This window comes from Rhizobium viscosum (assembly GCF_014873945.1).
Taxonomy (GTDB): Bacteria; Pseudomonadota; Alphaproteobacteria; order Rhizobiales; family Rhizobiaceae; genus Rhizobium; species Rhizobium viscosum.
The window spans coordinates 2881234-2908154 of the sequence record NZ_JADBEC010000001.1; the positions used below are offsets into that span (position 1 = coordinate 2881234).

The window sequence follows — 26921 nt, forward strand, 5'->3', positions numbered from 1 at the left end:
TCCTGATCTAGCGCGGCCCTCCGGCGAGGAGCTCGAGCGTGCGAATAAGGGCGGAATGGTCGCGTTCACCGTCGCCATTGGCAACAGCGGCATTCATGAGCTGCTGGGTCGCGGCCGTGTTCGGCAGCGAGAGATCGAGCGCGCGCGCGGCATCGACGGCAAGCGTCATGTCCTTACGGTGCAGGCGGATGCGGAAGCCGGGGTCGAAGGTTTCCTTGACCATGCGTTCGCCATGGACTTCCAGAATGCGCGAGGCCGCAAAGCCGCCCATCAGGGCGGCACGCACCTTGGCCGGATCGGCGCCGGCGCGTTTGGCAAAGAGCAGTGCTTCGGAGACGGCTTCAATGGTCAGCCCGACGATGATCTGGTTTGCGACCTTGGCCGTCTGGCCGTCGCCGACACCGCCGACCAGCGTGATGTTCTTGCCCATCTTCTCGAAGAGCGGCCTGGCGCGCTCGAAGGCCGCTTCCTTGCCGCCGATCATGATCGTCAGCGAGGCGGCCTTGGCGCCGACCTCGCCGCCGGAAACAGGTGCATCGAGATAGTCGCAGCCGAGCGCTTCGATCCGCTTGGCAAAACCCTTTGTGGCGACGGGGGAAATCGAGCTCATGTCGATGACCAGCTTGCCGGCGGACAGGCCCGAGGCCACGCCGTCTTCGCCGAAGAGAACGGCTTCGACGTCAGGCGTATCCGGCAGCATCAGGATGATGATGTCGGAGGCTTGCGCGACAGCCTTGGCGCTATGAGCAGCCTTGCCGCCCTTGGTGACGAGGTGCTGGGAGGCTTCCTTCACGCGGCTCAGATGCAGGGTATGGCCTGCATCGATCAGGTGTTCCGCCATCGGGCGACCCATGACGCCCAGTCCGATAAAACCGATATTCATGTCACGCTCACTTCCGGTAGGGTTTCATCCAGCCGAGGCCTTCGCTGGTGCCGGCCTTCGGCTTGTATTCGCAGCCGACCCAGCCGTCGTAGCCGAGGCGGTCGAGTTCGGAGAGGATGAAGCCGTAGTTGATCTCGCCCGTGCCGGGCTCGTTGCGGCCGGGATTGTCGGCGATCTGCACATGGGCGATCCTGTCCTTCAGCCTTGTGAAGGTCGGGATCAGGTCGCCCTGCATGATCTGCATGTGGTAGAAATCATACTGGATGTAGAGATTGTCGGAGCCGACCTTTTCGAGGATGCGCTCGGCGTGGTCGGTGTTCGACAGGAAGAAGCCGGGAATATCGCGCAGATTGATCGGCTCGATCAGCAGCTTCACGCCGGCGTCGGCCGCGCGCTCGGCGGCATATTTCAGGTTTTCGACCAGCACCTTTTCCAGCGTTGCGAGATCGGCTCCCTTCGGCACGAGGCCGGAGATGACGTTGACTTGCGGGCAGGCGAGCGCCTTGGCGTAATCGAGCGCCAGCGAGATGCCGCTCCGGAACTCCTCGATGCGATCCGGCAGGCAGGCGATACCGCGCTCGCCGCCGGCCCAATCTCCCGAGGGCACGTTGAAGAGCGCCTGCTTCAGGCCGTTTGCCTGGAGAGCATCGGCGACCTTTTCCTTCGGTTCGGCATAGGGGCCAAGATATTCGAGCGCGCCGAAGCCGTCCTTCGCGGCAGCGGCGAAGCGGTCCAGAAAGGCAAGATCCTGATAGAGGAAAGAAAGATTGGCGGAAAATTTCGGCACTGGAACATCCTCAGGCATTGGCGGGAGCGATGAAACGATGCCGGTGCAGCATGCGCTTGTCGCGGGGATCGGGATTGGGAACGGCGGAAATGAGGCTCTTCGTATAGGCTTCCTGTGGCGCGGTGCAGATCTGCTCGGCCTCGCCAAGTTCGACGATCTTGCCTCGATGCATGACGGCGACGCGGTCACAGAAGTAGCGTACCACGGAAATATCGTGGGAGATGAAGATGAAGCTCAGGTTCAGCCGCTGGCGGATATCGAGCAGCAGATCAAGGATCTGGCTGCGGATGGATACGTCGAGCGCCGAGGTTGCCTCATCGGCGATGATGATGCGTGGGTCCAGCGCAAGCGCACGGGCAATCCCGATGCGCTGACGCTGGCCGCCTGAGAAGGCGTGCGGATAGCGCTCCATTCCCATCGGATCGAGGCCGACGAGGCGCATCAGTTCGGCGACGCGATCTTCAAGCGCCTTGCCCTTGGCAAGGCCGTTGACGATGAGCGGATCGCCAATCACTTCCTTGACGGTCATGCGCGGGTTCAATGAGGCGAAGGGATCCTGGAAGACGAGGCGGACTTCGCGATGGAAGTTGCGAAGTTCTTTCTTGCCGAGCTTGGTGACATCGGTCTCACCGCCATCCCTGCCTCGATAGAGGACGCTGCCGGTCGTCGGCTCGACGGTGCGCAGGATCAGACGGCCAAGCGTCGTCTTGCCGGAACCGCTTTCGCCGACGATGCCGAGGTTTTCACCGGGATAGAGGTCAAAATTGGCGTCATCTACGGCGCGCAGCGTATTGGCATTGCCATGCCAGCCGAAGGTCTTGCTGAGATTGCGAATCGAGAGGATCGGCTGCGGTGCTTGCGAAGATAGCGCGATGGCCGCCGGCAATCTGCCTTCGACGTGATGTGTGAGCTTCACCGTCGAAGCCAGCAACTGGCGCGTATAGGGATGGGTCGCGGCATGATAGATCGCATCGACGGGACCCCGCTCGACGATATGGCCAAAGCGCATGACGGCGACCTCATCAGCCACTTCCGCGACGACGCCCATGTCATGGGTGATGAGCAGCATCGCCATGCCGCGATCGACCTGCAAGCGCTTGATGAGGTCGAGGATTTCAGCCTGTGTCGTCACGTCGAGAGCGGTCGTCGGCTCGTCGGCGATCAGGATATCCGGATTGCCTGATAGTGCCATGGCAATCATGGCGCGCTGGCGCATGCCACCCGAAAATTCGAACGTGTAGCGGTCGGCCATCTTGTCGGGATTGGGGATTTCCACCTGACGCAGCAATTCGACCATGCGGGCGCGCGCCGCCTTCTTGTCGAGATTGCTGTGCAGGCGGATCGCCTCGATGATCTGCGAGCCGATGGTGTGGACCGGCGAGAGCGAACTCATCGGCTCCTGGAAGATCAGGCCGATGCGCCGGCCGCGGATCTCGCGCATGGCGCGGCTGCCGGGTTCGAGCGTAGCAATATCGGTGATCTCGCTGCCGTTGCGCAGCAGGATGCGGCCGCCGACGATGGTGCCGGGCTTGTCGACGATCTGCAGCAGCGAGCGGGCCGTCACGCTCTTGCCGGAGCCGCTTTCACCGACGAGGCAGAGCGTCTGGCCGCGCTTGAGCTGGAAGCTCACATTCTCTACGGCATGCAGGATATGCGTGCGCAGCCGGAAATCGATCGAGAGGTTTTCAACCGAGAGAACGACGTCATCAGGAAGATCGGTCATGGCTTCCTCCTCAATTGTCATAGGGATCGGCTGCATCGCGCAGACCGTCACCGAAGAAGTTGAAGGACAGGACGGCGATGACGACTGCCAGAGACGGCCAGATCAGCAGCCAGGGTGCGGTTGCGACCGTGCGGATATTCTGGGCGTCCTGCAGCAGCACGCCCCAGCTGACGACCGGTGGCTTGAGGCCGATGCCGAGGAAGGAGAGCGAGGTTTCGGCGACGATCATCGTCGGCACTGCAAGGGTGACGACGGCGAGGATATGGCTCGTCAGCGAGGGCAGGATATGCCGGAAGATCAGCCGCGCCTCGCTCGACCCATCGAGCTTTGCGGCGGTGACGAAATCCTCGCTGCGTAGCGCCAGGAAACGACCGCGCACCTCACGGGCAAGGCTGGTCCAGCCGAGCAGCGAGACGATGATGGTGATGACGAAATAGACGATCACCGGCGACCATGTGAGCGGGATCGCCGCTGCAAGGCCGAGCCAGAGCGGGATGGTCGGCATGGCGCTGACCACTTCGATGACACGCTGGATGAGTGTGTCGACCCAACCACCGTAGAAGCCGGAGATGGAGCCGAGGACGACCCCAAGCACCAGTGACATGGCGACGCCGACGAGGCCGATCGACATGGAAATGCGGGTGCCGTAGATCAGCCGCGTAAGCACATCACGGCCGAGGCGGTCGGCGCCGAGCAGGTACATGGGATCATTGGGATTGATCGGGCCGAAGAAATGCGTGGTCATCGGGATCAGGCCCCAGAGATAATAGGCCGGACCTTTGACGAAGAAGCCGACCGGCACGACCTTTGTGTTGTCGACGACGAAGGTACGCCTCAGCGCCACCTTGTCGATCTCCACCTTGTAGCCCTTCACATGGAAGTTGAATTCGGAGCTGCCATCCGGCTTGGTGACGAAGAAGCTGAGGCCCTGCGGTGGCGCATAGGTATATTGCGGCTTCGAGGTTGCGGGCAGGGAAGGCGCCAGGAATTCGGCGAAGAGGCCGATGAGATAGAGGAGGAGGATGATCACGCCGGCGACCATCGCCACCTTCTGGCGGATGAGCTTGCCGGCAATCAGCCGCCACGGGCCGATGGCGGCCGTCGAGACGGTCTTGCCCTGTTTCAGCGGGCTGATCGAGGGGCCGTCGGCGACCACGTTCAGGGGACCGGTATGGGTTCCGAATGTTTCGTGCGTCATCGGCGCCTCCTCAGTTGAACCGGATGCGCGGATCGAGCAGCGCAAGCAGCAGGTCCGAAAGGAGCATGCCGACGAGGGTCAGCGCCGAGAGCAGAAGGATGAAGCTGCCGGCGAGATACATGTCCTGCGAGACCAGCGCGCGGAAGAGCAGGGGACCGGCGGTCGGCAGGTTCAGCACGATCGCGGTGATCGTGACACCCGAGACGAGATGCGGCAGCACCCAGCCGATTGCCGAGACGAAGGGGTTCAGCGCAATGCGCACCGGATATTTCATGATCACCTTGTATTCCGGCAGGCCTTTGGCGCGGGCGGTGATGACATAGGGCTTGTGCAATTCGTCCGTCAGGTTGGCGCGCAGGATGCGGATCAGAGCGGCCGTGCCCGAAGCGCCGATGATGATGATCGGGATCCAGAGATGGGCGAGGAAGTCGCCGACCTTGGCGAGGCTCCAGGGCGCTTCGGCAAATTCGGGAGAGTTGAGGCCGCCGACGCTTTGGCCGAGGTAGCGGTAGGCGATGTACATCAGCGTCAACGCCAGAATGAAGTTCGGCACGGCAAGGCCGATGAAGCCGAAGAAGGTGAAGACATGATCGCCGACCGAATGGCGGCGCACGGCCGAATAGATGCCTATCGGCAAGGCAACGATCCAGACGAAGAGAAGGCTCAAGAGCGAGATCACCAGCGTCGATCCCATGCGCGCCCAGATGAGGCCGGAGACGGGCTGGTTCCACTCGAACGACCAGCCGAAATCGCCACGGCTGACGATGCCCCACATCCATTTCAAATACTGGATGTAGAAGGGATCATCGAAACCGTAGATCTCTTTCAGCCGCTCGATCTGCGCGGGATCGACGGCCTGGCCGCTGTCGCTCATCGTCGCGATCATCGAGGTCAGATAGTCACCTGGCGGCAACTGGATGATCAGGAACGAGATCAGCGACATGCCGATCAACGTCGGGATCATGTAAAGCACGCGCTTGAAGATGTAGCCAAGCATCGGAATGTTTCTCCTCCCGTTGAGAGCACCGGGTCAGGCGCTTCCTTCGGATCTCCATCCGCTTTCGGCCCCTCCAGGCCGAAAGCGCTCCTCTTAGCCTCGTCACCTCATTTCCAGGTGAGGTGCAGAACCTCCAGCCGTTCAATGCCCGGCACCTCCACCAGTGCACGACCGTCCTTGACGCTGAAGTTTGCGGCGCGGTCAGTAACAACAAGCCAAGCCCTGGCCACCGACTTGCCCTGAGGAATTTCCACTGAAACCGTCTGGGCCGCCAGAGGGTAATTTTCGCGTATCGGCCCCTTCATCATCATCGGGTTGGTGAGGTTGAAGAGGCTGACGGCGATCCCTTCGGCATTTTCGCGCAAGGCCATGTCGATGACACCGGGGCCTTCGATGGTGACGCGCGAGGTCTTGCCGAGTGCCCAGCGGACAGCATTGGCGATCAGCCTGCCATGATCGACGGCAAAGACTTCCCAGAAGATTTCGCCGATATTCCAGGGGATATAGGCCGTGCGGCCACCCTTGCCGGTTTCGCGGGTGATGACGCCAGCCCCTTCAGGAGCCTTGCGCGGGTAGACTTCCTCCATCGGCAGATCCGGGAAATCGGGCACATAGAGGAAAGGCGTCGTCGCATTGCCAGTCGGATCGGCATGGATCAGGCGCGTGCCGCCCATGATGCGTTCGGCACCCTCATAGCCCTGATTGATGGGATGATCGCCCGACAGCGCCACATAGGTGTTCTTGACGATGCCGCGCGGGCCGGAGACGAATTTGGCGCCCAGCACGTCAGAGAGGCCGAACTCGCTGCGCTTCTTGCCGAATTCGTCGCGCAGCGACGTTTCGTAGGAGGCGACAATGCTGCCGCCGCGCTCCACATAGGTGCGGAGCGCCTCGTTTTGAGCATCCGAAAGGCAGGAAGCGTTGGCGAGAATGATCAGCTTGAAGCGGTCGAGATTTTCCTTCGTCAGAACCTGATCGGAGACAAGCTCGAAGGGCAAGCGGGCTTCGACGAGGGCGTGGTAGAAACCGAGATCGTGCTTTTCGGCACTATGGCGCTCCTCCGGCGCCCAGTGGCGGAGCGTCGTCGAGGGGTCGATGACGGCGATTTCCGCCGTCGGATGCATGCTTTCGAGAACGGGCTCGACGGCAGCCTGCAGGGCGAAAGCGTCGGCGACCGGCTCCACCCAACGCTTGTCGGGTACGACGCCGTTGAACTTGGTAAACCAGGCATAGAGGCCGTGGGCCGTGCCGTCATTGATCCAGAGCTGCATTTCCTCGCCAGAGGTAACGGCATCCTTCCAGCGATATTCCTCTTCCGGGCCGATCGAGGTGATGAGCACGACCGGACGGTCGGGGAAGGTGGCGCGGATGCGCTTGCCATTGCGGCCGGCCGACCAGCCCAGCTCCAGACCTTTGCGGCCCTGATGATCGACGACGAGGAAGGGGCAGTGTTTGGCGATGACCGAGAGGTCGAATTCCATCAGCGAGGCGCCGCCCATGTTGGGGATGAAGCTCGCATGCGGGCGGATCGCTTTGACCGCATCGTCCCACTGGGCGATCATGTCGGTCAGCACACGGCGGCGCCACTGCACCCAGGCCTGCCAGGCCGGATCCTCGGCATCCGCCTTCTTCGGCAAAGCGTGGCCGAACATATCCTTGAATCGGCGGGCGCTGTCTTCGCTGTAATCGACGCCGTGACCCTGCCAGCGATTGGCGAAGACGGCATCGATATCGTATTTGCGGACGATTTCCTTGACGACCTCAGGCATGAAGACCGTGTTGTAATCGCCATAAGCATTGGTGACCCAGACATCGGGATAGGCCCAGTGGCGGCGCGGCGTACCATCGGCATTGATCATGACCCATTCGGGATGCGCCTTGGCGGCATCGTCGTGGATCGCATGCGGATCGACACGGGCCATGACATGCATGTCGAGCTTGCGGGCAGCATCGACGAGCGCTCCGAAAATATCCTTATCACCCAGATATTTGCTCACATAGTGATAGGGCACTTCGCTCGGATAATAGGCGATGTAGCCGCCGGCGCTGAGGCAGACGGCATTGGATTTCGTGCGCTTGAAGACATCGACCCAGAAGGCCGGATCGTATTTCTCCGGATCGTCCTCCACGAAGGTTAGCTGGGTCCAGCGCGTTGCGGTCTTGAACCAGTACGGCGTGCGCAGCGTGTCGGTGTTCTGTCTTCTGGCGTCGAGCATCGTCTTCATCCAATCATTGGCAAAAGAAGGGCCGCGGCGCCGGCCGGTGGGGCCGGCGCCTGCAATGCATCAAGCTGTCTCAGGCCATCATACCTTGTAGAACTGCTCCGGCATGGTGGGAGCAGGCGTCGGCCAGCCGAAGGAATTCGGCATGGTCTTGGTGATGTTCTTCATATTGTTCTTGACGATCCCGTAGCCATCCGGCGGCAGGGAAATGCCGAAGACATAGAAGTTGTCGGCAGCACCCTGCAGGATCTGTTTCATGATCCCCTGCTGGCCGGCTGGATCGGAGGTCGATTTCAGCTTGTCGTAGAGCTCAAGCTGCTTCTTCGTTTCTTCCGGCGGCTCTTCCGCATTGGCATTGTTGCGGTCGAGATACCAGAGCTGCCAGGCCGGAGCGTACATGGCGTTCGAATCCGTCGGCACGTAGTAACGCGGGTCGAGCATGGCGGCGACGCCGCCATTGGCGCCGAATTGGTGGGCCGTGGCATCGAAATCGCGGCCCTGGCGAACACGGGTTTCCCAGAGCGAGCGGTCCATGGTGCGCATCTGTGCATCGATACCGACCGCCTGGAACATCGGAATGACCAGCTGGAAGAGATCGAGGAAGACGGCGCGTGCCTGGTCGATCTCGAAGATCACCGTCAGGCGGCGGCCCTTCTCGTCCAGACGGAAGTTCTGGTCGTCACGCTTCGGAATGAGCGTGTCGAGCATTGCGTTCGCCTTGTCGACATCGTAGCTCGTGAACTGTGTGGCGAGTTGCTCGTTGTAGAGCGGATCGCTCTGTTTGATCGAAGGCTGGGCAGGCGCACCCTGGCCGACGAGTACGGCGTCGATCAGTGCCTGGCGATCAAGTGCCATAGAGAGTGCTGCGCGGAAATCCTTGTTCCGGAAGAGCTTGCGCTTGGTCTCGTCATTGTGGTTCAGGTTGAAGATGAAATTCATCACATTGGCTTCGGTCGAAGTCAGTGTGTAGAAATCATATTTGCCCTGCTCGCGCGCATCGTAGAGCACCGACTTGTTGTTCGGCGTGGCGATATACTGGTCCATCAAGTCGACTTCACCCTGCATGGCCTTCAGGAGCAGCACCTGCGGGTCGGCGACCATCTGGTAGACGATGCGGTCCATATAGGGCAGCTGGTTACCCTCGGTATCGACCTTCCAATAGAAGGGATTGCGTTCGGCCACGGCCCGCTCGGTGTTCTCGCCGGGCGCGATCGTGAACATCCAGGCATGTAGGCAAGGCTTCTTCGAGGAGTTCAGGAAGAAGGCATTGTCGTCCCGGAAGCCGGAAGCGGTCTGGAAAGCCACGATCCAGCTTTCGAAGCCCTGCTGCTTGGCAAGTTCGTCGGCCTTCGGGTTGTAGTCGATGTGGAATTGCTCGAGATAGTGCTTCGGGCAGCGCGTCGTCTGGTCGTTATTGGCCCAGGCGACCTGCAGAGGAAACATACCGTTAGGTTTGTCGAAGATTACTTTAAACGTCTGTTCGTCGACGACTTCGAGCTTGGCAGGTTGGCCGCCGCTTTTCCAATGGCCCTGGCCGGTGGCGGCGACACGCTTGTCAGTGAGGATGGTGTCGTACCAGAATTTCACGTCGGCGGTGGTATAGGGCTGACCGTCTGACCACTTCATACCCTTGCGCAGGCGGATGGTATATTCGGTGGAATCCGCATTGCCATCGAAAGCTTCGGCGACGTTCAGCGTCACGCCGGACCAGTCCGGCGTATAGCGCAGCAGCGGTTCATAGGCCTGATAACGGAACAGCATCGATAGCGAGCCGCCGCCCACGAGGGCCATGTTCCAGTCGCCACCATGTTTGCCGACGCTTTCGACCGGCTTGATGACAAGCGGGTTTTCCGGCAGCCGGTCCTTCAGGGCCGGCAGCGTGCCGCTTGAAACTTTCTCCTTCAGAATGTCCGCTTCCTTGAAGTCGGCGGCGAAGGCCGGCAGAGCCGGCAGGATCAGAACGGCCGAAGTCCCGGCCAGAAACGCACGACGTTTCAGCTTGATCATAGGGTTCTCCTCCAAAAATCCCCAGCCTTATCGTTATTTTTGCTTTGAGGCTGGGATAACAGAAAGAATGCATTTGAATATTGTTAGGTAAAGCGTTATGTTCTGTTAGTGCAAGAATTTGCAATTTCGTTAGGGCGGTGTAGCGGAAGCGTTCCGAATGCCTGGGAACATCGAGGTGTAGAGTGGGAAGCAGGGGGCGAGTTACCTTACAGACGATCGCGCGGGAGGTTGGCCTCTCGAAATATGCGGTGTCGCGCTCGCTGGCAGGCAAGAGCGGCGTCAGTGAGGAGACGCGCGCGCTGATCCGGGAGGCGGCCGAGCGGCTGGGCTATACGCGTCCTGCCGGCCAATCGCAGACGAACGATATCGCTGTCGTTTTCCACGATCTCGATGCCGTCAACAGTGAACTCTATATGCAGATCCAGAATGGCGTGCAGCGTGAGGCACACAGGCTGGGCATGGCGCTACGCATCCGCTGGACACATAGCGCCGGTCAGCTTGAGGAATTGGCGCGTTCCTGCGCCGGGTTGCTGCTTGTCGGCCCGCATGACCGGGGGGCAATCGCCGCAGCAACGGCAATCGGGGTGCCGATCGTGCGTTTCGGCTGGGTTGATCCTCTGGAGCAGGCGGATCAGATCACCGGCACGGACCATGAGGCGGGCCAGGCCGTGCTTCAATATCTGATCGGGCTTGGCCACCGGTCGATCTGCTATGTCAACGGCACGCCCGGTTTCCGAGGCCGGCGCGAACGCTTCTACGGGGCGCGGGAGATTGCCGAACGCTGCGAGGATGTTGCGCTGCATGTGCTGCGTTTCGACGAGCAGGTCGGTTTCGGCGAGGTTTTCAAGGACCTCAAGGCAAAGGGCATTCACCCGACGGCCTTCTTCTGTGCCCATGACGGACTGGCGCTGACGGTGGTTTCCGAGCTGCTGGGCCAGGGCTATCGCATTCCCGATGACGTCTCGGTCGTCGGCTTCGGCGATTTCTCTCCGGCCACGCAGATTTCGCCGCCATTGACGACGGTGAAAATGGAAGGACAGGAGGGCGGGGCCGTCGGTCTCCGGCTGCTCCTGGAGCGGATAGAAAATCCGCGTCTGCCCGGCATGCCTGCCCGCCGCGTCATGATCGCGTCACGCATCGTCGAGCGCCGGTCTGCCGGTCCGTGCAAGGTCACGGCAGCGACCGATCCAGTAAAGCTGCAATCGGAAATCGCTGAGAACAACGCGCTCGTGAAGTGATTGGGCTGGTGCTGCCGGGTGGCGGCAGAAGCTGAGTGTCAGCCCAACCTCGCAATAGCCGCCTTCACCGCATCGGCACCCGGTGCTATCGGCTTGTATTCCAGGCCGACAGCGCCGGTGTAGCCGTTGGCGAAGATCCAGTTGAGGCGGTGAACGAGATCGATCTTGCCGGTGCCAGGTTCGTTGCGGCCTGGGTGATCGGCTACGTGGACGTGAAACACGCGGTCTATGCGGCCAGCCAGAACATCTTCCGTGCGCTCGTCCATGACGGCGGAATGATAGATATCATAGACGATACCGATTTCCGGACGGGCGACATCATCGACGATATCCAGCCCCTCGCGGGTGGAATCGAGAAAATAGCCGACATGGTCGATGCGGATGTTCAGCGGTTCGACACCGAGGCGCACGCCGCTGCCATCAAGAATATCGGCGCCGGCCCGCAGTGTTTCGGTGAGCGACTTGCGTTGTTCGTCCCGCGCGAAGCCCGCGAGGTCGTCGCCCGCCTGTGCGATCAGCACCGGCGCGCCGAGACGCTTTGCGACGGCAACGGAATCGGCAAGGCCCTTCAGCCAGGTTTCGCGATTGGTGGCGTTTGTAAGCGCGATCATCGGTTCGGCGACGAGGCTCGTCACCTTGAGGCCGGTTTCCTTCAATGCGGCTTCGATCGTGTCGAGGTCCTTGTCCGTCCAGCGCCAAAACTCGATGGCCTTGAGGCCGGCGGCATGGGCGCGGCGGACGCGATCGGCGAAATGATCGCCTTCCTCGGCAAACAGCCATTCAATGCAAGCTGAATAAAGGCGCATGAAAATTCCTCCACTATGCCAGCAGGCATGCGACAGATCGCGACTTGCGGCAAGAGGGACCAGCTAACGGCACCGATGATTTTCCGTCACGGCTTGACGGGCAGAACCAATGCCGGAAGAGTTGGCGGAGCGGCCGGACGCCGGCCGGATTGGGAGGATTTCATGGATCTTGGATTGAAGGGAAAGACCGCCGTCATCACAGGTGGTTCGGTCGGTATCGGGCTGGCGATCGCCGAAGGGCTGGCGGCTGAGGGCGCCAACCTCATTTTGTCTGCGCGTGGACGCGAGCGGCTGGATGCCGAAGCCGTGCGCATCGCTGAAAAATACGGCGTCAGCGCCATTGCGGTCGAAAGCGATGTGGCGACTGTCGAAGGCACGGAGGCGATCATCGCGGCGGCAGCCGAACGCGGTGGAGCGGATATTCTCATCAACAATGCCGGCACCGGCTCGAACGAGACGGTCATGGAGGCGCCCGACGAGAAGTGGCAGGCGTATTTTGATCTGCATGTGATGGCCGCCGTGCGCCTTGCCCGCGGAATTGCGCCGCAGATGAAGAAGCGCGGCGGCGGCGTAATCCTCCACAATGCCTCGATCTGTGCTGTGCAGCCGCTCTGGTATGAGCCGATCTACAACGTCACCAAGGCGGCGCTGATGATGTTTTCCAAGACGCTGTCCGTCGAGCTCGTGAAGGACAAGATCCGCGTCAACTGCATCAATGCCGGCCTTATCCTGACGCCGGACTGGATCAAGACCGCCAAGCAACTGACGGCGGAGACCGGTGGCGATTGGGAGGGCTATCTGCAGAGCGTGGCAGATGAGCATGCCTCGTCCAAGCGTTTCGGCACGCCGGAGGAGCTCGCGAATTTCTTCGTCTTCCTCTGCTCCGACCGGTCGAGCTATAGCATCGGCTCTACCTATTTCGTCGATGGCGGGATGCTGAAAACGGTATAGTTCGTGTTTCCGGTCTCGCTTAGGCTTGCCCAAGACGGGACCGGCACATCAATCTTGCTGGGGCTCAGGAGACTTGAAGGCGCGGTTTTACGGCAACATAGATAGCCGAAATAACCTATAAAAACGGGTTATTTTGTTGTCTCTTCATGGTTTTGACTCTATTTGCCTGCTATTACAGAAGCATAATGCCGCAAAGTGCAGGGCGACCGAGATGTTGACGAAAAAGGGAAAATACGGATTGAAGGCGCTGGTCGATCTGGCGCGGCTTGCGCCGGGCGAGACCGCCTTCATCAACGATATCGCCTCGCGCAACAATATTCCGAAGAAGTTTCTCGATACGATCCTGCTCGAACTGCGCAATGTCGGTATCCTGCGATCAAAGAAGGGGCCGGGCGGTGGCTATTCGCTGTCGCGGCCAGCGTCGGAGATCCGCATCGGTCATGTCATCCGCACGCTGGACGGGCCGCTCGCGCCGATCCGGTGTGCCAGCCGCACGGCCTATGAGGCCTGCGACGATTGTGCGGATCCCGAGACCTGTCAGGTGCGGCGCTCGATGACCGAAGTCCGGGACGCGATCGCCGCCATTCTCGACAACATGACGCTCGAACAGTTCGTTGTCGGCGGGGGCATCGAAACGGTAGAGGAAAAGGTTCCGGTTTCCGCCGCGAGCTGATCCGCGCTCCCTTTATTTCACGCAATTCCGAACGCAGACCGCGGCACAGCTTTGCTGGAATTGCTTCAGCTTTCCCTGATTTTCAGAATATACGCGCCCGCTGCGTTCAACAGCGGCTCGCGCTGGATTGCCATGTCATGGATGCGGGCGTTACGCCAGTGACGGTCGAGGTTGAGCGCTATGCTGCCGGTCGCGCCCCGGGCCAGTTCGAATAGAGCATTTGCCGTGTCCAGCGCCACCTCGATTGCAGCGAGGCAGGCGGATGAGGCGCAGAAATAGGCTTCCGCCATGGCTGCCTCGGCGGGACTTACCTGGGCGATATCCAGTTTGCGGCCTGCCTGTTCCAGCGCGCCGGTCGCGATTTCGATGCGGATGGCGCGCTCACCGATTTTGCCAAAGAGGGCAGAAGGCTCCTTCGCCATGACGAGCAGGTCGGCAAAGGCTGCACGGGCGATACCGAGGCTGACGGCTGCCTGCAGCAGAAGGCCCAAGGACTTTTCCGTCGTGTGATCGCCGGGCAGAGCGGCGATGACAGTATCGGCATTCACATGCAGCTTGCCGGCAATCAGCGTTGCTGTGCCGTTCGTGCGCAGCCCGAAAGCATCCCAGTCATCCACTGCCTGCAGTTCGTCGCTGTCACGCTGCAGATGCAACATCACCCTGCGGCCGCCGGGATCGATCGCTGCTGCGGCGATCCAGTCGGAGAAAAGGATGGCGGCTGCCTGTTCCGACCGGCCTGTCAGGCGAAGGCCGGAGCCTTCGGCGACGAGGCTTGCCTGATCGGCAAAACGGGTTGCCGCGAAACGGTCGCCGTCGAGCGCACGGGTGAAAAGGACGATCTTCAGCTCTTCCGAGGGCTGGTTACGCAGCCCTTCCAGCACGCGGAAGTGAGATGCCAGCACGTTGCCGATCGAGGCATCGCTTTCGGCGACGATGGCGACGATCTCGGCGAGCAGGGCGTTGGAAATATCGAGCCCGGTATATTCAGGGGGGACGGTGATTGCTGTGAGGCCGGATTGCGAGAGTGCGTCGAGCTCGATATTCGGCATGAGGCGGTTAATGTCGCGCTCACTTGCCTGCCGGCGAAAGCCGACCGCAAGCTCGCGCGCCGCGGAGATGGCCTCTTCCTCGGTCTCGATGCGGTGCGCCGGAGGACGCACGTTGTCGTGCAGTTGCGATACTGTGCCCATCTGCCACTCTTTCCTAGCGCTAAAAAAGTGCGTGATTGCATCGACTTGCGTAAGGCCGCTTTTTCCACAAAAGCCCGGCCGGCGGAATTTTCTTACCAGCTTGATCGCCTTGCCGTATGCTCTACGTATGGTTAAGGGACGGCGAACTGATCAGGAATGATGATGAGTGATTCTCTTGCACGAAGCCGCGAGGGTTCGAAGGCTGGACGTCAGCCGCGCCCGCGCGTGAGCATGGATATAGCTGACATCCCCACTTATGCCATCGGCGACGTGCATGGTCGTCTCGACCTCCTGCAGAAAGCGGAAGAAGCGATCATCCGCGATGCAGAGCATATACCGGGCACCAAACTCATCGTCATGCTTGGCGACTATATCGACCGCGGTCCGCAATCGGCGCATGTCATCAGCCATATCATGGACCCGGCGCCCGAGGGTTTCGAGCGCATCTGCCTTGCCGGCAACCATGAGATCGTCATGCTCGACTATATCGACGGCTGGGCATCCTATGACGACTGGATGACCATGGGTGCCGCCGAGCTTCTGCGATCCTACGGTCTCGATCCCGATCACCTGCCGCTCGTTTTCCGTTCCGGTGCGCAGCTCGACGCCTTCATCCGCCAGTCGCTGCCGCATACCCATATCGATTTCATCCGCTCCCTGCCGATCATGCTCGATACGCCCAATGTAGCCTTCGTGCATGCGGGTATCGACCCGCGAGTGCCGCTCGAAGAGCAGGCCGACGACGATCTGGCTTTCATTCGCCAGCGTTTCCTGGAAAGCCCGCTGCCATTGCCGAAGCTCATCGTGCATGGTCATACGCCCGGCGACCAGCCGGATGTGCAGCCGATGCGGCTGAACCTCGATACCCGCGCCTTCAGGAGCGGCAGGCTCTCCGTCGCCCGCTTCTGGCAGGGACAGGTTTACCTGTTTTCCACCTGAACTTCCGCTAAGGCGCCGTTTTCCTCCGCATCGATCTCAGCCGGCGCTTCGGCCGGCTTTTTGCGCCAGCGGCGCAGCACGACGTAAAAGACCGGCGTCAGGAACAGGCCGAAGATCGTCACACCCAACATGCCCGAGAACACTGCCGTGCCGAGCGACTGGCGCATTTCAGCACCTGGGCCGGTGGCGATCGCAAGCGGCAGAACGCCGAAGATGAAGGCGAAGGCCGTCATCAGGATCGGGCGCAGGCGAAGGTGGCTTGCCTCGATTGCGGCATCCACGACGCTTTTCCCTTCTTCTTCTGCCTGTCGTGCAAACTCGACGATCAGAATGGCGTTCTTGGCCGCAAGGCCGATCAGGACGATCAGGCCGATCTGGGTGAGGACGTTGTTGTCCATTCCCCTCAGCGATACGCCGATCAACGCGGCGAGCACCGCCAGCGGAACGATGAGGATGATCGCCAGAGGCAGGACCCAGCTTTCATATTGTGCCGCAAGCGCAAGGAAGACGAAAATGACAGACAGAGCGAAGATGTAGATGGCGGTATTGCCGGTGTGGGTTTCCTGATAGGCAAGCTCGGTCCACTCGAAGGTTGTTCCCGGCGGCAAGATCTGCGCAGCCAGACCTTCCATCTTCTGGATGGCGTCGCCGGTCGATGTGCCGGGCGTCGGATTGCCCTGAAGCGGCACCGAGACATACATGTTGTAGCGCTGGACAAGTGCCGGACCGCTGGAGTCCTGGATGTCCATCAGAGTGCCGAGCGGAACCAATGCGCCGGTTGCCGATCGAACCTTCAGAGCGAGGATATCGTCCCTATCCATGCGGTATTGCCGGTCGGCCTGGGCACGAACCTGGTAGACGCGGCCGAACGCATTGAAGTCGTTCACATAGGCAACGCCGAGGTTGATGGAGAGCGCGTTGAAGATATTGGGGATCGGCACGTTCAGGAAACGTGCCTTGTCGCGATCGATCGCAAGGAAATATTGCGGGCTTGCATCCGAGAATGTCGTGAAGACGCCTGTTAGCCCCGGGGTCGTGGCAGCGGCACCCATCATCTGGCGGGCCAGACCAAGGACGCGCGTCATATCCGCGTTTTCAAGATCCAAAATCTGCATCTTGAAGCCACCGGAATTGCCGACGCCGCGCACGGATGGCGGCGGGATGGCAATGATGAAGGCCTCCTGGATGCTCTGCAGCTTGCCGTAGAGTTCGCCGATGATCTTGTTGGCGGTTTCGCCGCCTTCCTCACGCTCGGCAAAGGATTTGAACGGGACGAAGACGACGCCTGCATTCGAGGCATTGGTAAAGGTCGCCCCACTGAAACCGGCAAACTGCACGGCATTGCCGACGCCTGGCACCGTGCGGGCGATGTCACCCACCTGTTTGACGACGGCGTCGGTACGCGCCAGTGAGGCACCGTCCGGAAGCTGGATGACGACGATCGCATAACCCTGGTCCATAGTCGGGATGAAGCCGGAGGGAACCTTCTGTCCCATATACCAGGTCGCGCCCAGCAGGCCTGCGAAGACAATAAGCGAAGCTGTCAATCCTACCCAACTGCTGACGAGGTGCCGGACGATCCAGGAATAGCCAGAGCTCATTCGATCGAATCCGCGATTGAAGCCATTCGCAAGCCCGCTTCCCAACTGGGAGAAGATATTCTTGCGCTTCGTCTCGTGATCGTGGGCTTTCAGCAATATGCCTGCAAGCGCGGGCGAAAGCGTCAGCGAATTCAGCGCGGAAATCGCCGTCGTGACTGAAATCGTCACCGCGAACTGTTTGTAGAACTGTCCGGAAATGCCGGGAATGAAGGCTGTCGGCACGAATACTGCGATCAGCACCAGCGAAATGGCGACCACGGCGGTCCCGACTTCGTCCATCGTGACGTGCGCCGCCTGTTTCGGGGTCATGCCGCGCGCCAGGTTTCGCTCGACGTTCTCCACCACCACGATCGCATCGTCGACGACAATACCGATCGCAAGGACGAGGCCGAACAGCGTCAGCATATTGAGCGAGAAGCCGAAGGCGAGCAGCACGGCGAAAGTGCCGATCAGCGATACGGGGATGGCGATGATCGGAATGATCGCGGTTCGCCAGGATTGGAGGAAGACGAGAACGACGATCGCCACGAGGATCGCCGCCTCGGCGATGGTTCTGTAGACTTCATTGATCGAATCCGAGATGAATTCGGTCGTATCGTAGACGATGCGATATTCCAGACCCTGCGGGAAGTTCTGCGAAAGATCCTTCATGATGCCCTGGACCTGATGGGCCGTATCCAGCGCATTGGTTCCCGGCCGGGCGAAGATGCCGAGGGCAACTGCCGGGTCATTATTCAGATAGCTGTTGGTGACGTAGTCCTGTGCGCCGAGTTCGATACGGGCGACATCCTGCAGGGCCACGAGCCGGCCGCTGGCCGTCGATTTCACGATAACATAGCGGAACTGGCGCACATCCGAGAAACGCCCGTCCGTTCGTACCGTATATTCGAACGCATTCTTGCCGGTGACGGGTGGGGCGCCGATCTTGCCGCCTGACACCTGGACGTTCTGGTCTCTCAATGCGGCGACGACGTCATCGGATGTCATTCCGTAGGCAGAGAGCTTTTCCGGATCGAGCCAGATTCGCATCGAATACTGGCGCTCGCCGAAGAGCTGCACGTCGCCGACGCCGTCAAGGCGCACGAGAACGTCGCGTATGCGGTTGCGGGCGTAGTTCGAGACGTAGAGCTGGTCATAGCGGTGCGACGGCGACAAGAGGTGCACCACCATCATCAGGTCAGGCGAGCTCTTGTCTGTCGTTACGCCGAGTCGCTGGACCTCCTCCGGAAGCCGGGGCAGGGCGATGGAGACGCGGTTCTGGACAAGAACCTGGACCTTGTCGAGATCGGTGCCGAGCTTGAAGGTGATCGTCAGCGACATGGCGCCATCGGCGCTGGAGTAGGAAGACATGTAGAGCATGTCTTCGACGCCGTTGATCTGTTGCTCGAGCGGGGTCGAAACCGTATCGGCGATCGTCTGCGGGTCGGCGCCCGGATAGGAGGTGCGCACGACGATGGTCGGCGGTGCGATCTCCGGGTATTGGGAGACCGGCAATTGCGTATAGGCGATGCCGCCGACGACGAGGAGAACGATCGAGATGACGGCCGCAAAGATCGGCCGATCTACGAAGAAATGGGCAAATCTCATTGGCCGCTCTCCGCACCGGCGGTTTCCGGCGGCGCGTCTGTCCGCTCCTTCGGCAGTTCGGTCATCTGAGGTGTTACCTTTGCGCCGGGCCGGGCGCGTATCAGGCCGTTGACAATGATCGTCTCGGTGCCGTCGAGGCCTTCGCGAATGACGCGGTAGCCGTAGAGCCGCGGGCCGGGCCGGACGGGCTTGGTCGAAACCGTGCCGTCTGGTGCGACAACATAAACGACGCGCTCATTCTGGTCGGAACCGATTGCCTCGTCGGGGACGAGAATGGCCTGATAGGTGTTAGAAGCTTCGACCTGGATGCGGCCGAAGAGGCCGGGCTGAAGGACGAGATCGGGATTGGGGAAGCGGGCACGCAGACGAATGGTGCCGCTCTCGTTGTCGATCCGGTTCTCGGCGAAATCGAGTTTTCCCTGGAATGGCTTGGCATTGGGATCCGAGATCGTGACGGTTACATCCAGTCCGCCGCCGCCCTGCTGGAGAGCCTTGCCCAGTTTGCGCGCCGTGTCGGCGAAGTTCAGCAGGCGGCGCTCGTCGACATCGAAATAGAAATCGATCGGATCGAGCGAGACGATCGTCGTCAGCACGGTCTGATCTGTCTGCACGAGGTTGCCGGCAGAGATCAGGCGCCGGTCGATGCGGCCGCTAAGCGGCGCGGTGATCTCCGTATATTCCATGTCGAGAGCCGCGCGATCGGCTGCAGCCTGAGCGCCGCGGACATTGGCTTGCGCCGAATCGAATTCACGGCGGCGATCGTCCAGCGTCTGCGCCGACTGGCTGCCGCTCGAAGCAAGCGACTGGGCGCGCTTATATTGCGCATCGGCAAAGACCAGAGCTGATTTCGACGCTTCGAGCGCAGCATTGGCCTGATTGAGTGCGGTGACAAACGGGCGCTGATCGATAACGAAGAGCCGGTCGCCTTGTTTCACCAGAGCGCCGTCGGTGAAGTCAATTTCCTGCAGGTAACCACCGACGCGTGAGCGGACGGAGACCTCATCGACAGGTTCAAAACGGCCGATGAACTCATCATTGTCGACCACGTCACGCACGACGGGTTTGGCGACGGTGACGGGCGGGGGGGCGGGCGCCTGCTGCGCCTCCGCAATGAGCGGCAGGAAGGCCGCAAAGCAACCGAGCGCCAGTGTCTGTCGAAGCGAATAAGCCATTCCGGTCCCCCTTGCGGGCGGCCGAACGCAGCCGCCTGAACCTATGCCTAAAGATAAGCTGTTCATGTCTGCTGGAACGAAAGCATGAGCCTTCGTCCTAAGTCCGAATTCTACTCATGCTTGGCTGCCGGGAAGATGACAGGTGCAAGCCAGCACCTCGAAATCAACCGGAGGGAGAAAATCCTGCTTCCCCCTAACTCTATGAAGGCAGACTATAAACGGGAGAATCCAAAAATTGCAAACGTCAATTGATTGCATTGATTTGGAGTTCCCCAAACCCCGGCATTTCCGCCGATGTGTCGCTTTATCACATTGCTGTGACGAGTTCCGGCCGCTGCTTGGATCTTTCGAAAGACCGGATCGAAGGCTCCCCTTAGTGCCGGCTGCGGCATTTTGGCCGCAGGTGCGGAATCTTGAGGCTGCATCCTTGTGCGCTGCCTATGCTCAATATATCTACCAATATTATAAGGATGCTTATTACTAGCCGGCGAAGGTATATGACCAACAATCCGACACTCGGTTTTCTTCTGCACGACGTTGCCCGTCTGCTTCGCAAGCGGTTCGAGCAGCGCGCAAAGGACCTTGGGCTGACGCGGTCTCAGTGGCAGACGCTTGCCTATCTCGCCAATAATGAGGGCATCCATCAGAGCGGGCTTGCCGAAATCCTCGAAATCGAGCCGATCACGCTGGTCCGCATCCTCGACAAGCTTGCCGAGCGCGGCCTGATCGAGCGCCGCCAGCACCCGACCGACCGGCGCATCTGGCTACTCTATATGCGTGAAGCAGCTCATCCGATTCTCGCCGAAATGCGAGAGATCGGCGACGTGACCCGCGGTGAGGCGCTGGAAAGCGTCACGCCCGAACAGCGCGAGCAGCTTTTCCATGTCCTATCCGTAATGAAGACGAATCTAGTGCAGGCGTGCCGGTCCCCGATCGCCGAGAATGAGACGAAACATGGCTGACCAATCCTCCCTGCGCGTCGTGTCCGACGCGAATGCCAAGAACCCTCTGGAAGAAAAAGACATTCCCCAACAACCGGAAACGGTAGCTGAGGCGCCTTCATCCAATTCAGCGCCCGCGGCTGCCGCGGTGGCTGCGCCTGGCGGCAACAAGGTCCGCCGCCGGCGCAGCTTCACCCGCCCCGTCCTCTTTGCCCTGCTGCCCGTGGCGCTCGTCGCCGGTGGCTACTATTACGTCAATGGCGGCCAGATCATGTCGACCGACAACGCCTATATCCAGGCGGACATGGTGGGCATCACCACCGACGTTTCCGGTATCGTCGACAAGATCAACGTGCATGAGAACGAGCAGGTCAAGGCAGGACAGGTGCTCTTCAGCCTGCAGTCGGATTCCTTCAAGATCGCGCTCGATGGCGCCAAGGCGCAGCTCGGCGCACAGCGCAACCAGATCATGAATATGCAGGCCAGCTACCGGCAGTCGCTTGCGGAGATCACGCAGGCCGAAGCCGATCTGCCCTATTTCCAGGATCAGTTCGACCGGCAGCAGAATCTCGTCAACAACGGCAGCGCGACGCAGTCGGCCTATGACGAAGCCAAGCACAACCTCGAAGCTGCGCAGCAGAAGGTTTCCGTCGCCAAGGCGGAGGCAGCAACCACGCTTGCGCAGCTCGGCGGCAGCGCCGACCAGCCGGTCGAGGAAAATCCCCTCTACCTGCAGGCCAAATCGCAGGTCGACAACGATCAGCGCGAGTTCGACCACAGCGTTGTCAAGGCGCCCTTCGACGGCATCGTCACCAATGTGAACGCGCTGCAGGTCGGCTCCTACCTGCAGGCTTCGCAGCAGGCCTTCTCGCTGGTTTCGACCTCGCATCTGTGGATCGCCGCAAGCCCGAAGGAAACCGAACTTACTTACGTCAAGCCCGGCCAGTCGGTCGATATCTACGTCGACACCTATCCGGGCGTCCTATGGAAGGGCAAGGTCGAGAGCATCAGTCCGGCATCGGGTTCCTCCTTCTCGCTGCTGCCGGCACAGAATACGACCGGCAACTGGGTGAAGGTCGTGCAGCGCATTCCGATGCGCGTCAGCATCGATGACTCTCAGGGCAAGCCGCCGCTTCGCGTCGGCATGAGCACGGTCGTCGATGTCGATACCGGTCATGCGCGCGGGCTGCCTGATTTTGTCAACAACCTTCTGGGCTACGGCAACAGCCACGAGTAACGGCCATGAGCAATGCTCCTGCATCACCGGCAACCCCGGTTGCCAATCGCGGCGCGATCACGGCCTGCGTTATTCTCGCCGTCATCATGCAGGCGCTCGATACGACGATCGCCAACGTGGCGCTGCCCTATATTCAGGGCAGCGTTTCGGCTTCAGCCGACCAGATCAACTGGGTTTTGACCTCCTATATCGTCGCTGCTGCGATCATGACGCCGCCGTCGGGCTTCCTTGCTGCCAAGTTCGGCCGCAAGCGCGTGCTGCTGGCGGCGATCGTCGGCTTCGTCGTCGCCTCCGTGCTCTGCGGTCTGGCGCAGTCACTGCCGCAGATCGTTGCCTTCCGCCTGCTGCAGGGCCTGTTCGGGGCCTCGCTGGTTCCGCTTTCCCAGGGCATCCTCCTCGACATCTATTCCGTCGAGGAGCGCGGCTCGGCCATGGCCCTATTCGGCGTCTCGGTCATGGTCGGGCCGGTTCTGGGTCCTGTCATCGGGGGCTGGCTGACCGACAATATCAGCTGGCGCTGGGTCTTTTACATCAACATTCCGATCGGCGCGCTCGCCTTTGCCGGCATCGTCATATTCGTCTCGGAGACGAAGAGGGATGCGTTTGCCAAGCTCGACTGGTTCGGCTTCGGGATGATGAGCCTGTTCATCGCCGCGCTTCAGCTTTTCCTCGACCGAGGCGAGCAGCTCGACTGGTTTTCCTCCGGCGAGATCATGATCGAAGCGATCGTCTGCGCCGCGGCCTTCTATCTGCTCCTAGTGCATACGCTGACGGCGGAGAAATCCTTCGTCAATCCGCGGCTGTTCCTCGACCAGAATTTCACCGTCAGCATGATCTTCATCTTCGTGATCGGCATCACCTATCTCGCCTCGCTGGCGTTGATGACGCCGTATCTGCAGACGTTAATGGGCTATCCGGTCGTCACGGCTGGTATCGTCATGGGGCCACGCGGGCTCGGCACCATGCTCTGCATGTTCATTGTCGGCCGGTTGATCGGCAAGGTGGATACGCGCTGGCTGCTGTTGCTCGGCCTTGGTCTGACGGCCTGGGCAATGTATGACATGACCGGCTGGACGCCTGACGTTTCGCAGTGGACGATCGTGTCGGTCGGCTTCATCCAGGGCGCCGGTCTCGGCTTCCTGTTCGTGCCGCTGACGACGATCGCCTTTGCGACGCTGCCGGCGCAGATGCGCGGCGACGGGACCGGCCTCTACAACCTGTCGCGTAATATCGGGTCCTCTGTTGGCATCTCGATCGTCTCGGCGCTGATCGTCGAGAACACGCAGAGCAATCACGAGTCGATTGCAGCCTATGTGACGCCGTTCAACCACGCTTTCAATGCGACGGCGGCACAAGGCCTCAGCCCGCTGACGGCGGTCGGCCGCGCGGCGCTTAACGACGTCATCACGCTGCAGTCGACCATCATTGCCTATATGGACGACTTCAAATTGCTGATGCTGATGTCGCTTGCCGTCATGCCGCTGGTCCTGCTGCTGCGCAAGCCGAAGGCCGCGCCGGCCATGGACCATAGTGCCGTCATGGAATGACGTTGAAGATTCCCATTCAGCGGAATGGCTTGCTCACATACCGCGATCCCTGAATGCCGAAGCGCCATGGTGCTTCGGCATTTTTCGTAATGCCGATCCGCTTGCCCGAGACGACGGGCACAGGCGCGGAAGGCGAGATCGCATAGGGTGGCTGGTCGAGCGTCCGGTCGTTGATGGCGATATCGATACCGAGCGCCTGGCAAAGCTTGCCGGGGCCGCTGCAGAGCTGGGTCAACACATCAGTGCCGCGCCGTTCCATCATGACCGGCAGGCCTGTTTCCGGCTCCAGCGCACGGATCAGCACCGCCGAGCCCGGCGTGCAGACGAAGTTCAGGCACCAGTACATGCCGTAGATACGGTAGATATAGACGTTGCCCGGACGGCCATACATGGCGCCGTTTCGCTTCGTCGGGCCGCGGAAACTGTGGGAGGCCTCATCGTCAGGATAATAGGCTTCCGTCTCTGAGATCCGCCCGCCTGCACCGTTGACCATCAGATGGCAGCCAAGCAAGTCGCGGGCGACCTCGATCGCATCGCGTTCGAAGAAATGGCGCAGACTTTTCCCGGCAAGCGGGTCGGCGCCGATCGCGCCATTGATCATATCGGTCGTCATGGAGAATGCCGATAGCATCCTCTTTGCGCATCCACCACCCGGAACAATGATTTGCCGGCTGGCGTTTGGAACGCAAGCCAACAATCGTAAGGAAATGGATCATGGATGATCTCAAGCTCTACCGGCTGGTCCCCGCTGCTGCCCCTGATGATCCCAACTGGGATCTTGCGCCGTCCCATGGCGTGGTCGTCGTTGCTGCTCTGACACCGGGGGATGCACGTATCGTCGCCTCGGAAGCCGAACTCGATTTTCTGGAGATCGACGGCTCGCCGGCGGAAGACAAGTCGACAAAGAACGCCAGCGCCTTCCGCAACGAGAAGCTCTACACCGTCATCGAGGAGGCGGCGCGCACTGATATCACCGAGCGTGGTGTTGTGCGTGGAGAGGTCCGCGTCGACAATATCATCTCGACACAGATCTAGTGGCCGGCATTGGGGTCGCGCATTGGAATGGAGGAGACGGTGACGGAGACAGGATCGCTTGCCGGGAAGGAATCTTCGAGGCCTTCGTTCAGCTCTTCCTCCAGTAGGGCGGCATCCTTGTTGCGGGCGCTGTCGCCATGAACGGGCTCGAATGCCAAGGTGAGCAGCGCTTTGGCTTTGGCGATTGCATTGTCTTGAGTGAGGTCGGGGGCCTCGCGCAGGGTGACTGCGATCCTGTCTTCCCCTTCACTACCGAACTCGACGACGAAGCCTTCATCGGTCTGGTAGACGATGATATCGCTGAGTGCCATGTTCGTTCCTCCGAAAACGCTAATATGAGTGAACCGCGTTTTCGGCACTTTGTCGAGCAAAGACCTTCACCAGCCAATCAATGAAGACACGCACGCGCGGCGAAAGCTGGCGGTTTCGCGGATAGAGCAGCGAAACCGGCGTCTGTGTGAGCGGAAAATCGGCGAGCACTTGGACGAGGGTGCCGGCTGCCAGATCCTGTTCGGCGTGATAACGCGGGATCTGGATCATGCCGAGCCCCATCCTCGCAGTGGAGATGTAGCTTTCGGCGGCATTGACGGTCACAGTTGCGGGGATCGTGATGCTGCGCACGCTGCCGTCGACGATGAATTCCAGGGGCAGGGGGCCGGCGCTGCCGGTGGCGCGGAAGCCGATCATGCGGTGCGTATCGAGCCTTTCAGGATGTTCGGGTCTGCCGAATGCGGTGATATAGGAGGGCGAGGCGAGGGTGATCTCGTCCAGCATGGCGACGCGCCGGGCGACCATGTCGCTGTCCTGCGGTACACCAACACGCAGCACGCAATCGATGCCCTCGCGCACCAGATCCACCAGCCGGTCGCCTTCACTCATATAGAACTCGATGTCTGGATAGGTCTCCAGAAAGGACGGCAGGCTCGGCAGCACGAAATGCCGGGCGAGCGTGCCGTGTACATCGACCCGCAGCAGCCCCTTTGGCTTGGCACCGGCGAAGGCGCCTTCGGCATCCTCGATATCAGCCAGAATCGACAGACAGCGTTGGTAATAGGCTTCGCCGTCGAGCGTCGGGCTGACATGGCGCGTCGTGCGCTGGAGCAGGCGCACGCCGAGCCGGGCTTCCAATTGCTTGACCGCATCCGTCACCGTTGAGCGCGGCAGGCCGGTATCTTCTGCGGCAAGCGTGAAGCTGCGGCGCTCCACGACGCGGGAAAAGACCCGCATGGCATCGAATCTGTCCATTTTATTTGTTCGTATTTTCCGGATACTGATGCCGGATAATGGCTGATTATCCGCCAAATGGAAAGGGACATCTTCTTCTCATCGAAAGGGCGCTGCGGCGCCGAACCAAAGGAGAAGAAAATGTCTGCCAATCAAAACAAGGTCGCTCTCGTTACAGGCGCTTCCCGTGGCATCGGTGCTTCGATTGCGGAACGTCTCGCAAAGGATGGCTTCACTGTCGTCATCAACTACGCTGGCAATGCGGCACTTGCCGAAGAACTGGCCCAGAAGATCGAGAAGGTCGGCGGCAAGGCGCTGACCGCACAAGCCGACGTTGCCGATGCAGAGGCCGTGCGCCGCATGTTCGATGCTGCGGAAGCTGCCTTTGGCGGCGTCGACGTCCTCGTCAACAATGCCGGCATCATGCTGCTCTCCCGCCTTGCCGATGTGGACGATGCCACCTTCGACCGTCAGATCAACGTCAACCTCAAGGGCACGTTCAACACGTTGCGCGAAGCTGCCAAGCGTCTGCGTGACGGTGGCCGGGTCATCAACTTCTCGAGTTCGGTCGTCGGCCTGAAGCCGGAAACTTACAGCGTCTACGCCGCCACCAAGGCTGCCGTCGAGACGATGAGCGCCATCATGTCCAAGGAAATGCGCGGCCGCCAGATCACCGTCAATTCGATCGCCCCCGGTCCGACCGGCACCGACCTCTTCCTCAACGGCAAGTCCGATGAACTGATCGACCGCCTTGCCAAGGCAAACCCGCTGGAACGTCTCGGCACGCCAGAGGACATTGCTGGTGTCGTTGCCTTCCTCGCCGGCCCTGATGGTGCCTGGGTCAACGGTCAGGTGCTGCGCGCCAATGGCGGCATGGTCTGAAGCAAACTCGTGGCAGTGTCGCGCCGCCACACTCTTTCCCCGCATTCTTTCAATCGCCCGCTCTCATAGAAGGAACAGGAT

At 60.7% G+C, this 26921-nt stretch carries 23 protein-coding genes; 9 read left to right on the forward strand and 14 right to left on the reverse strand.

The genetic code is table 11. The features are described from left to right. Nucleotides 1-7: 7 nt before the first annotated feature. The 7 genes from H4W29_RS14100 to H4W29_RS14130 form a co-directional block, all read right to left on the reverse strand. Nucleotides 8-883: a 2-hydroxy-3-oxopropionate reductase gene (locus H4W29_RS14100; protein WP_192729454.1), complete on the reverse strand. Its 876-nt coding sequence runs from the start codon at nt 881-883 to the stop codon at nt 8-10. Nucleotides 884-890: 7 nt separating this feature from the next. After that, nucleotides 891-1670 carry a 2-oxo-tetronate isomerase gene (otnI, locus tag H4W29_RS14105; protein WP_192729455.1) on the reverse strand — a complete coding sequence of 260 codons (780 nt, stop codon included), beginning with the start codon at nt 1668-1670 and terminating at the stop codon, nt 891-893. 10 nt (nt 1671-1680) lie between these two features. Beyond that, nucleotides 1681-3393, reverse strand: a complete 1713-nt coding sequence (locus H4W29_RS14110; RefSeq protein WP_192729456.1) for an ABC transporter ATP-binding protein — start codon at nt 3391-3393, stop codon at nt 1681-1683. Between the two features lie 10 nt (nt 3394-3403). After that, nucleotides 3404-4591, reverse strand: coding sequence for an ABC transporter permease (locus H4W29_RS14115; protein WP_192729457.1), 1188 nt, complete (start codon nt 4589-4591; stop codon nt 3404-3406). A gap of 10 nt (nt 4592-4601) precedes the next feature. Then, a complete protein-coding gene (locus H4W29_RS14120) occupies nt 4602-5588 on the reverse strand; it encodes an ABC transporter permease (protein ID WP_132653339.1) in 987 nt (328 codons plus the stop codon). 107 nt (nt 5589-5695) lie between these two features. Beyond that, nucleotides 5696-7804 (reverse strand): alpha-amylase family protein, encoded by a 2109-nt coding sequence (locus tag H4W29_RS14125; RefSeq protein WP_192729458.1) that lies wholly within the window; start codon nt 7802-7804, stop codon nt 5696-5698. Nucleotides 7805-7891: 87 nt separating this feature from the next. Further along, entirely contained in the window at nt 7892-9817 is a 1926-nt protein-coding gene (locus H4W29_RS14130; protein ID WP_192729459.1) for an ABC transporter substrate-binding protein, read from the reverse strand. 182 nt (nt 9818-9999) lie between these two features. Here H4W29_RS14130 and H4W29_RS14135 point away from each other — a divergent pair, with 182 nt between their 5' ends. Further along, nucleotides 10000-11055 (forward strand): LacI family DNA-binding transcriptional regulator, encoded by a 1056-nt coding sequence (locus tag H4W29_RS14135; protein WP_192729460.1) that lies wholly within the window; start codon nt 10000-10002, stop codon nt 11053-11055. Between the two features lie 38 nt (nt 11056-11093). Here H4W29_RS14135 and H4W29_RS14140 read toward each other — a convergent pair whose 3' ends face one another. Beyond that, a complete protein-coding gene (locus H4W29_RS14140) occupies nt 11094-11861 on the reverse strand; it encodes a TIM barrel protein (RefSeq protein ID WP_192729461.1) in 768 nt (255 codons plus the stop codon). A gap of 162 nt (nt 11862-12023) precedes the next feature. Between H4W29_RS14140 and H4W29_RS14145 the strand changes: the two genes are divergently transcribed. Both H4W29_RS14145 and H4W29_RS14150 read left to right on the forward strand, forming a co-directional pair. Beyond that, the gene (locus H4W29_RS14145; protein ID WP_192729462.1) at nt 12024-12812 is read left to right on the forward strand and encodes an SDR family NAD(P)-dependent oxidoreductase; all 789 of its coding nucleotides are present in this window, start codon (nt 12024-12026) and stop codon (nt 12810-12812) included. Between the two features lie 211 nt (nt 12813-13023). Further along, the gene (locus H4W29_RS14150) at nt 13024-13485 is read left to right on the forward strand and encodes an RrF2 family transcriptional regulator (protein WP_113319555.1); all 462 of its coding nucleotides are present in this window, start codon (nt 13024-13026) and stop codon (nt 13483-13485) included. A 65-nt stretch (nt 13486-13550) separates the two neighbouring features. Here H4W29_RS14150 and H4W29_RS14155 read toward each other — a convergent pair whose 3' ends face one another. Beyond that, complete coding sequence (locus H4W29_RS14155) at nt 13551-14675, reverse strand: acyl-CoA dehydrogenase (RefSeq protein WP_192729463.1); 1125 nt, start codon at nt 14673-14675, stop codon at nt 13551-13553. A 162-nt stretch (nt 14676-14837) separates the two neighbouring features. Between H4W29_RS14155 and H4W29_RS14160 the strand changes: the two genes are divergently transcribed. Then, nucleotides 14838-15614, forward strand: coding sequence for a metallophosphoesterase (locus tag H4W29_RS14160; protein WP_192729464.1), 777 nt, complete (start codon nt 14838-14840; stop codon nt 15612-15614). On the opposite strand, the gene H4W29_RS14165 is transcribed toward H4W29_RS14160, so the two are convergent. Both H4W29_RS14165 and H4W29_RS14170 read right to left on the reverse strand, forming a co-directional pair. Beyond that, entirely contained in the window at nt 15596-18802 is a 3207-nt protein-coding gene (locus tag H4W29_RS14165) for an efflux RND transporter permease subunit (protein ID WP_192729465.1), read from the reverse strand. The genes H4W29_RS14160 and H4W29_RS14165 overlap by 19 nt on opposite strands. Further along, nucleotides 18799-19974 (reverse strand): efflux RND transporter periplasmic adaptor subunit, encoded by a 1176-nt coding sequence (locus H4W29_RS14170; protein WP_192729466.1) that lies wholly within the window; start codon nt 19972-19974, stop codon nt 18799-18801. Before H4W29_RS14170 ends, H4W29_RS14165 begins: the two co-directional genes overlap by 4 nt. 497 nt (nt 19975-20471) lie before the next feature. Between H4W29_RS14170 and H4W29_RS14175 the strand changes: the two genes are divergently transcribed. From H4W29_RS14175 to H4W29_RS14185, 3 genes are read left to right on the forward strand one after another with little or no spacing between them, the layout of a single operon-like run. Next, nucleotides 20472-20936 carry a MarR family winged helix-turn-helix transcriptional regulator gene (locus H4W29_RS14175; protein WP_192729467.1) on the forward strand — a complete coding sequence of 155 codons (465 nt, stop codon included), beginning with the start codon at nt 20472-20474 and terminating at the stop codon, nt 20934-20936. After that, nucleotides 20929-22152 carry an HlyD family secretion protein gene (locus H4W29_RS14180; protein WP_192729468.1) on the forward strand — a complete coding sequence of 408 codons (1224 nt, stop codon included), beginning with the start codon at nt 20929-20931 and terminating at the stop codon, nt 22150-22152. Before H4W29_RS14175 ends, H4W29_RS14180 begins: the two co-directional genes overlap by 8 nt. A 5-nt stretch (nt 22153-22157) precedes the next feature. Beyond that, the gene (locus H4W29_RS14185; protein WP_192729469.1) at nt 22158-23699 is read left to right on the forward strand and encodes a DHA2 family efflux MFS transporter permease subunit; all 1542 of its coding nucleotides are present in this window, start codon (nt 22158-22160) and stop codon (nt 23697-23699) included. A gap of 16 nt (nt 23700-23715) precedes the next feature. On the opposite strand, the gene H4W29_RS14190 is transcribed toward H4W29_RS14185, so the two are convergent. After that, on the reverse strand, nt 23716-24330 hold the full coding sequence (locus H4W29_RS14190) for a DNA-3-methyladenine glycosylase (protein WP_192729470.1): 615 nt from the start codon (nt 24328-24330) through the stop codon (nt 23716-23718). An 83-nt stretch (nt 24331-24413) separates the two neighbouring features. On the opposite strand from H4W29_RS14190, the gene H4W29_RS14195 reads away from it, so the two are divergent. Further along, a complete protein-coding gene (locus H4W29_RS14195) occupies nt 24414-24734 on the forward strand; it encodes a hypothetical protein (protein WP_210332177.1) in 321 nt (106 codons plus the stop codon). Here the strand turns inward: H4W29_RS14195 and H4W29_RS14200 are convergent. Both H4W29_RS14200 and H4W29_RS14205 read right to left on the reverse strand, forming a co-directional pair. Further along, nucleotides 24731-25045, reverse strand: coding sequence for a hypothetical protein (locus H4W29_RS14200; RefSeq protein WP_192729471.1), 315 nt, complete (start codon nt 25043-25045; stop codon nt 24731-24733). The genes H4W29_RS14195 and H4W29_RS14200 overlap by 4 nt on opposite strands. Before the next feature lie 19 nt (nt 25046-25064). Continuing rightward, nucleotides 25065-25979 carry a LysR family transcriptional regulator gene (locus tag H4W29_RS14205; RefSeq protein WP_192729472.1) on the reverse strand — a complete coding sequence of 305 codons (915 nt, stop codon included), beginning with the start codon at nt 25977-25979 and terminating at the stop codon, nt 25065-25067. A gap of 120 nt (nt 25980-26099) precedes the next feature. Here H4W29_RS14205 and H4W29_RS14210 point away from each other — a divergent pair, with 120 nt between their 5' ends. Beyond that, a complete protein-coding gene (locus H4W29_RS14210) occupies nt 26100-26840 on the forward strand; it encodes an SDR family oxidoreductase (protein ID WP_192729473.1) in 741 nt (246 codons plus the stop codon). The last annotated feature ends 81 nt before the right edge of the window (nt 26841-26921 follow it).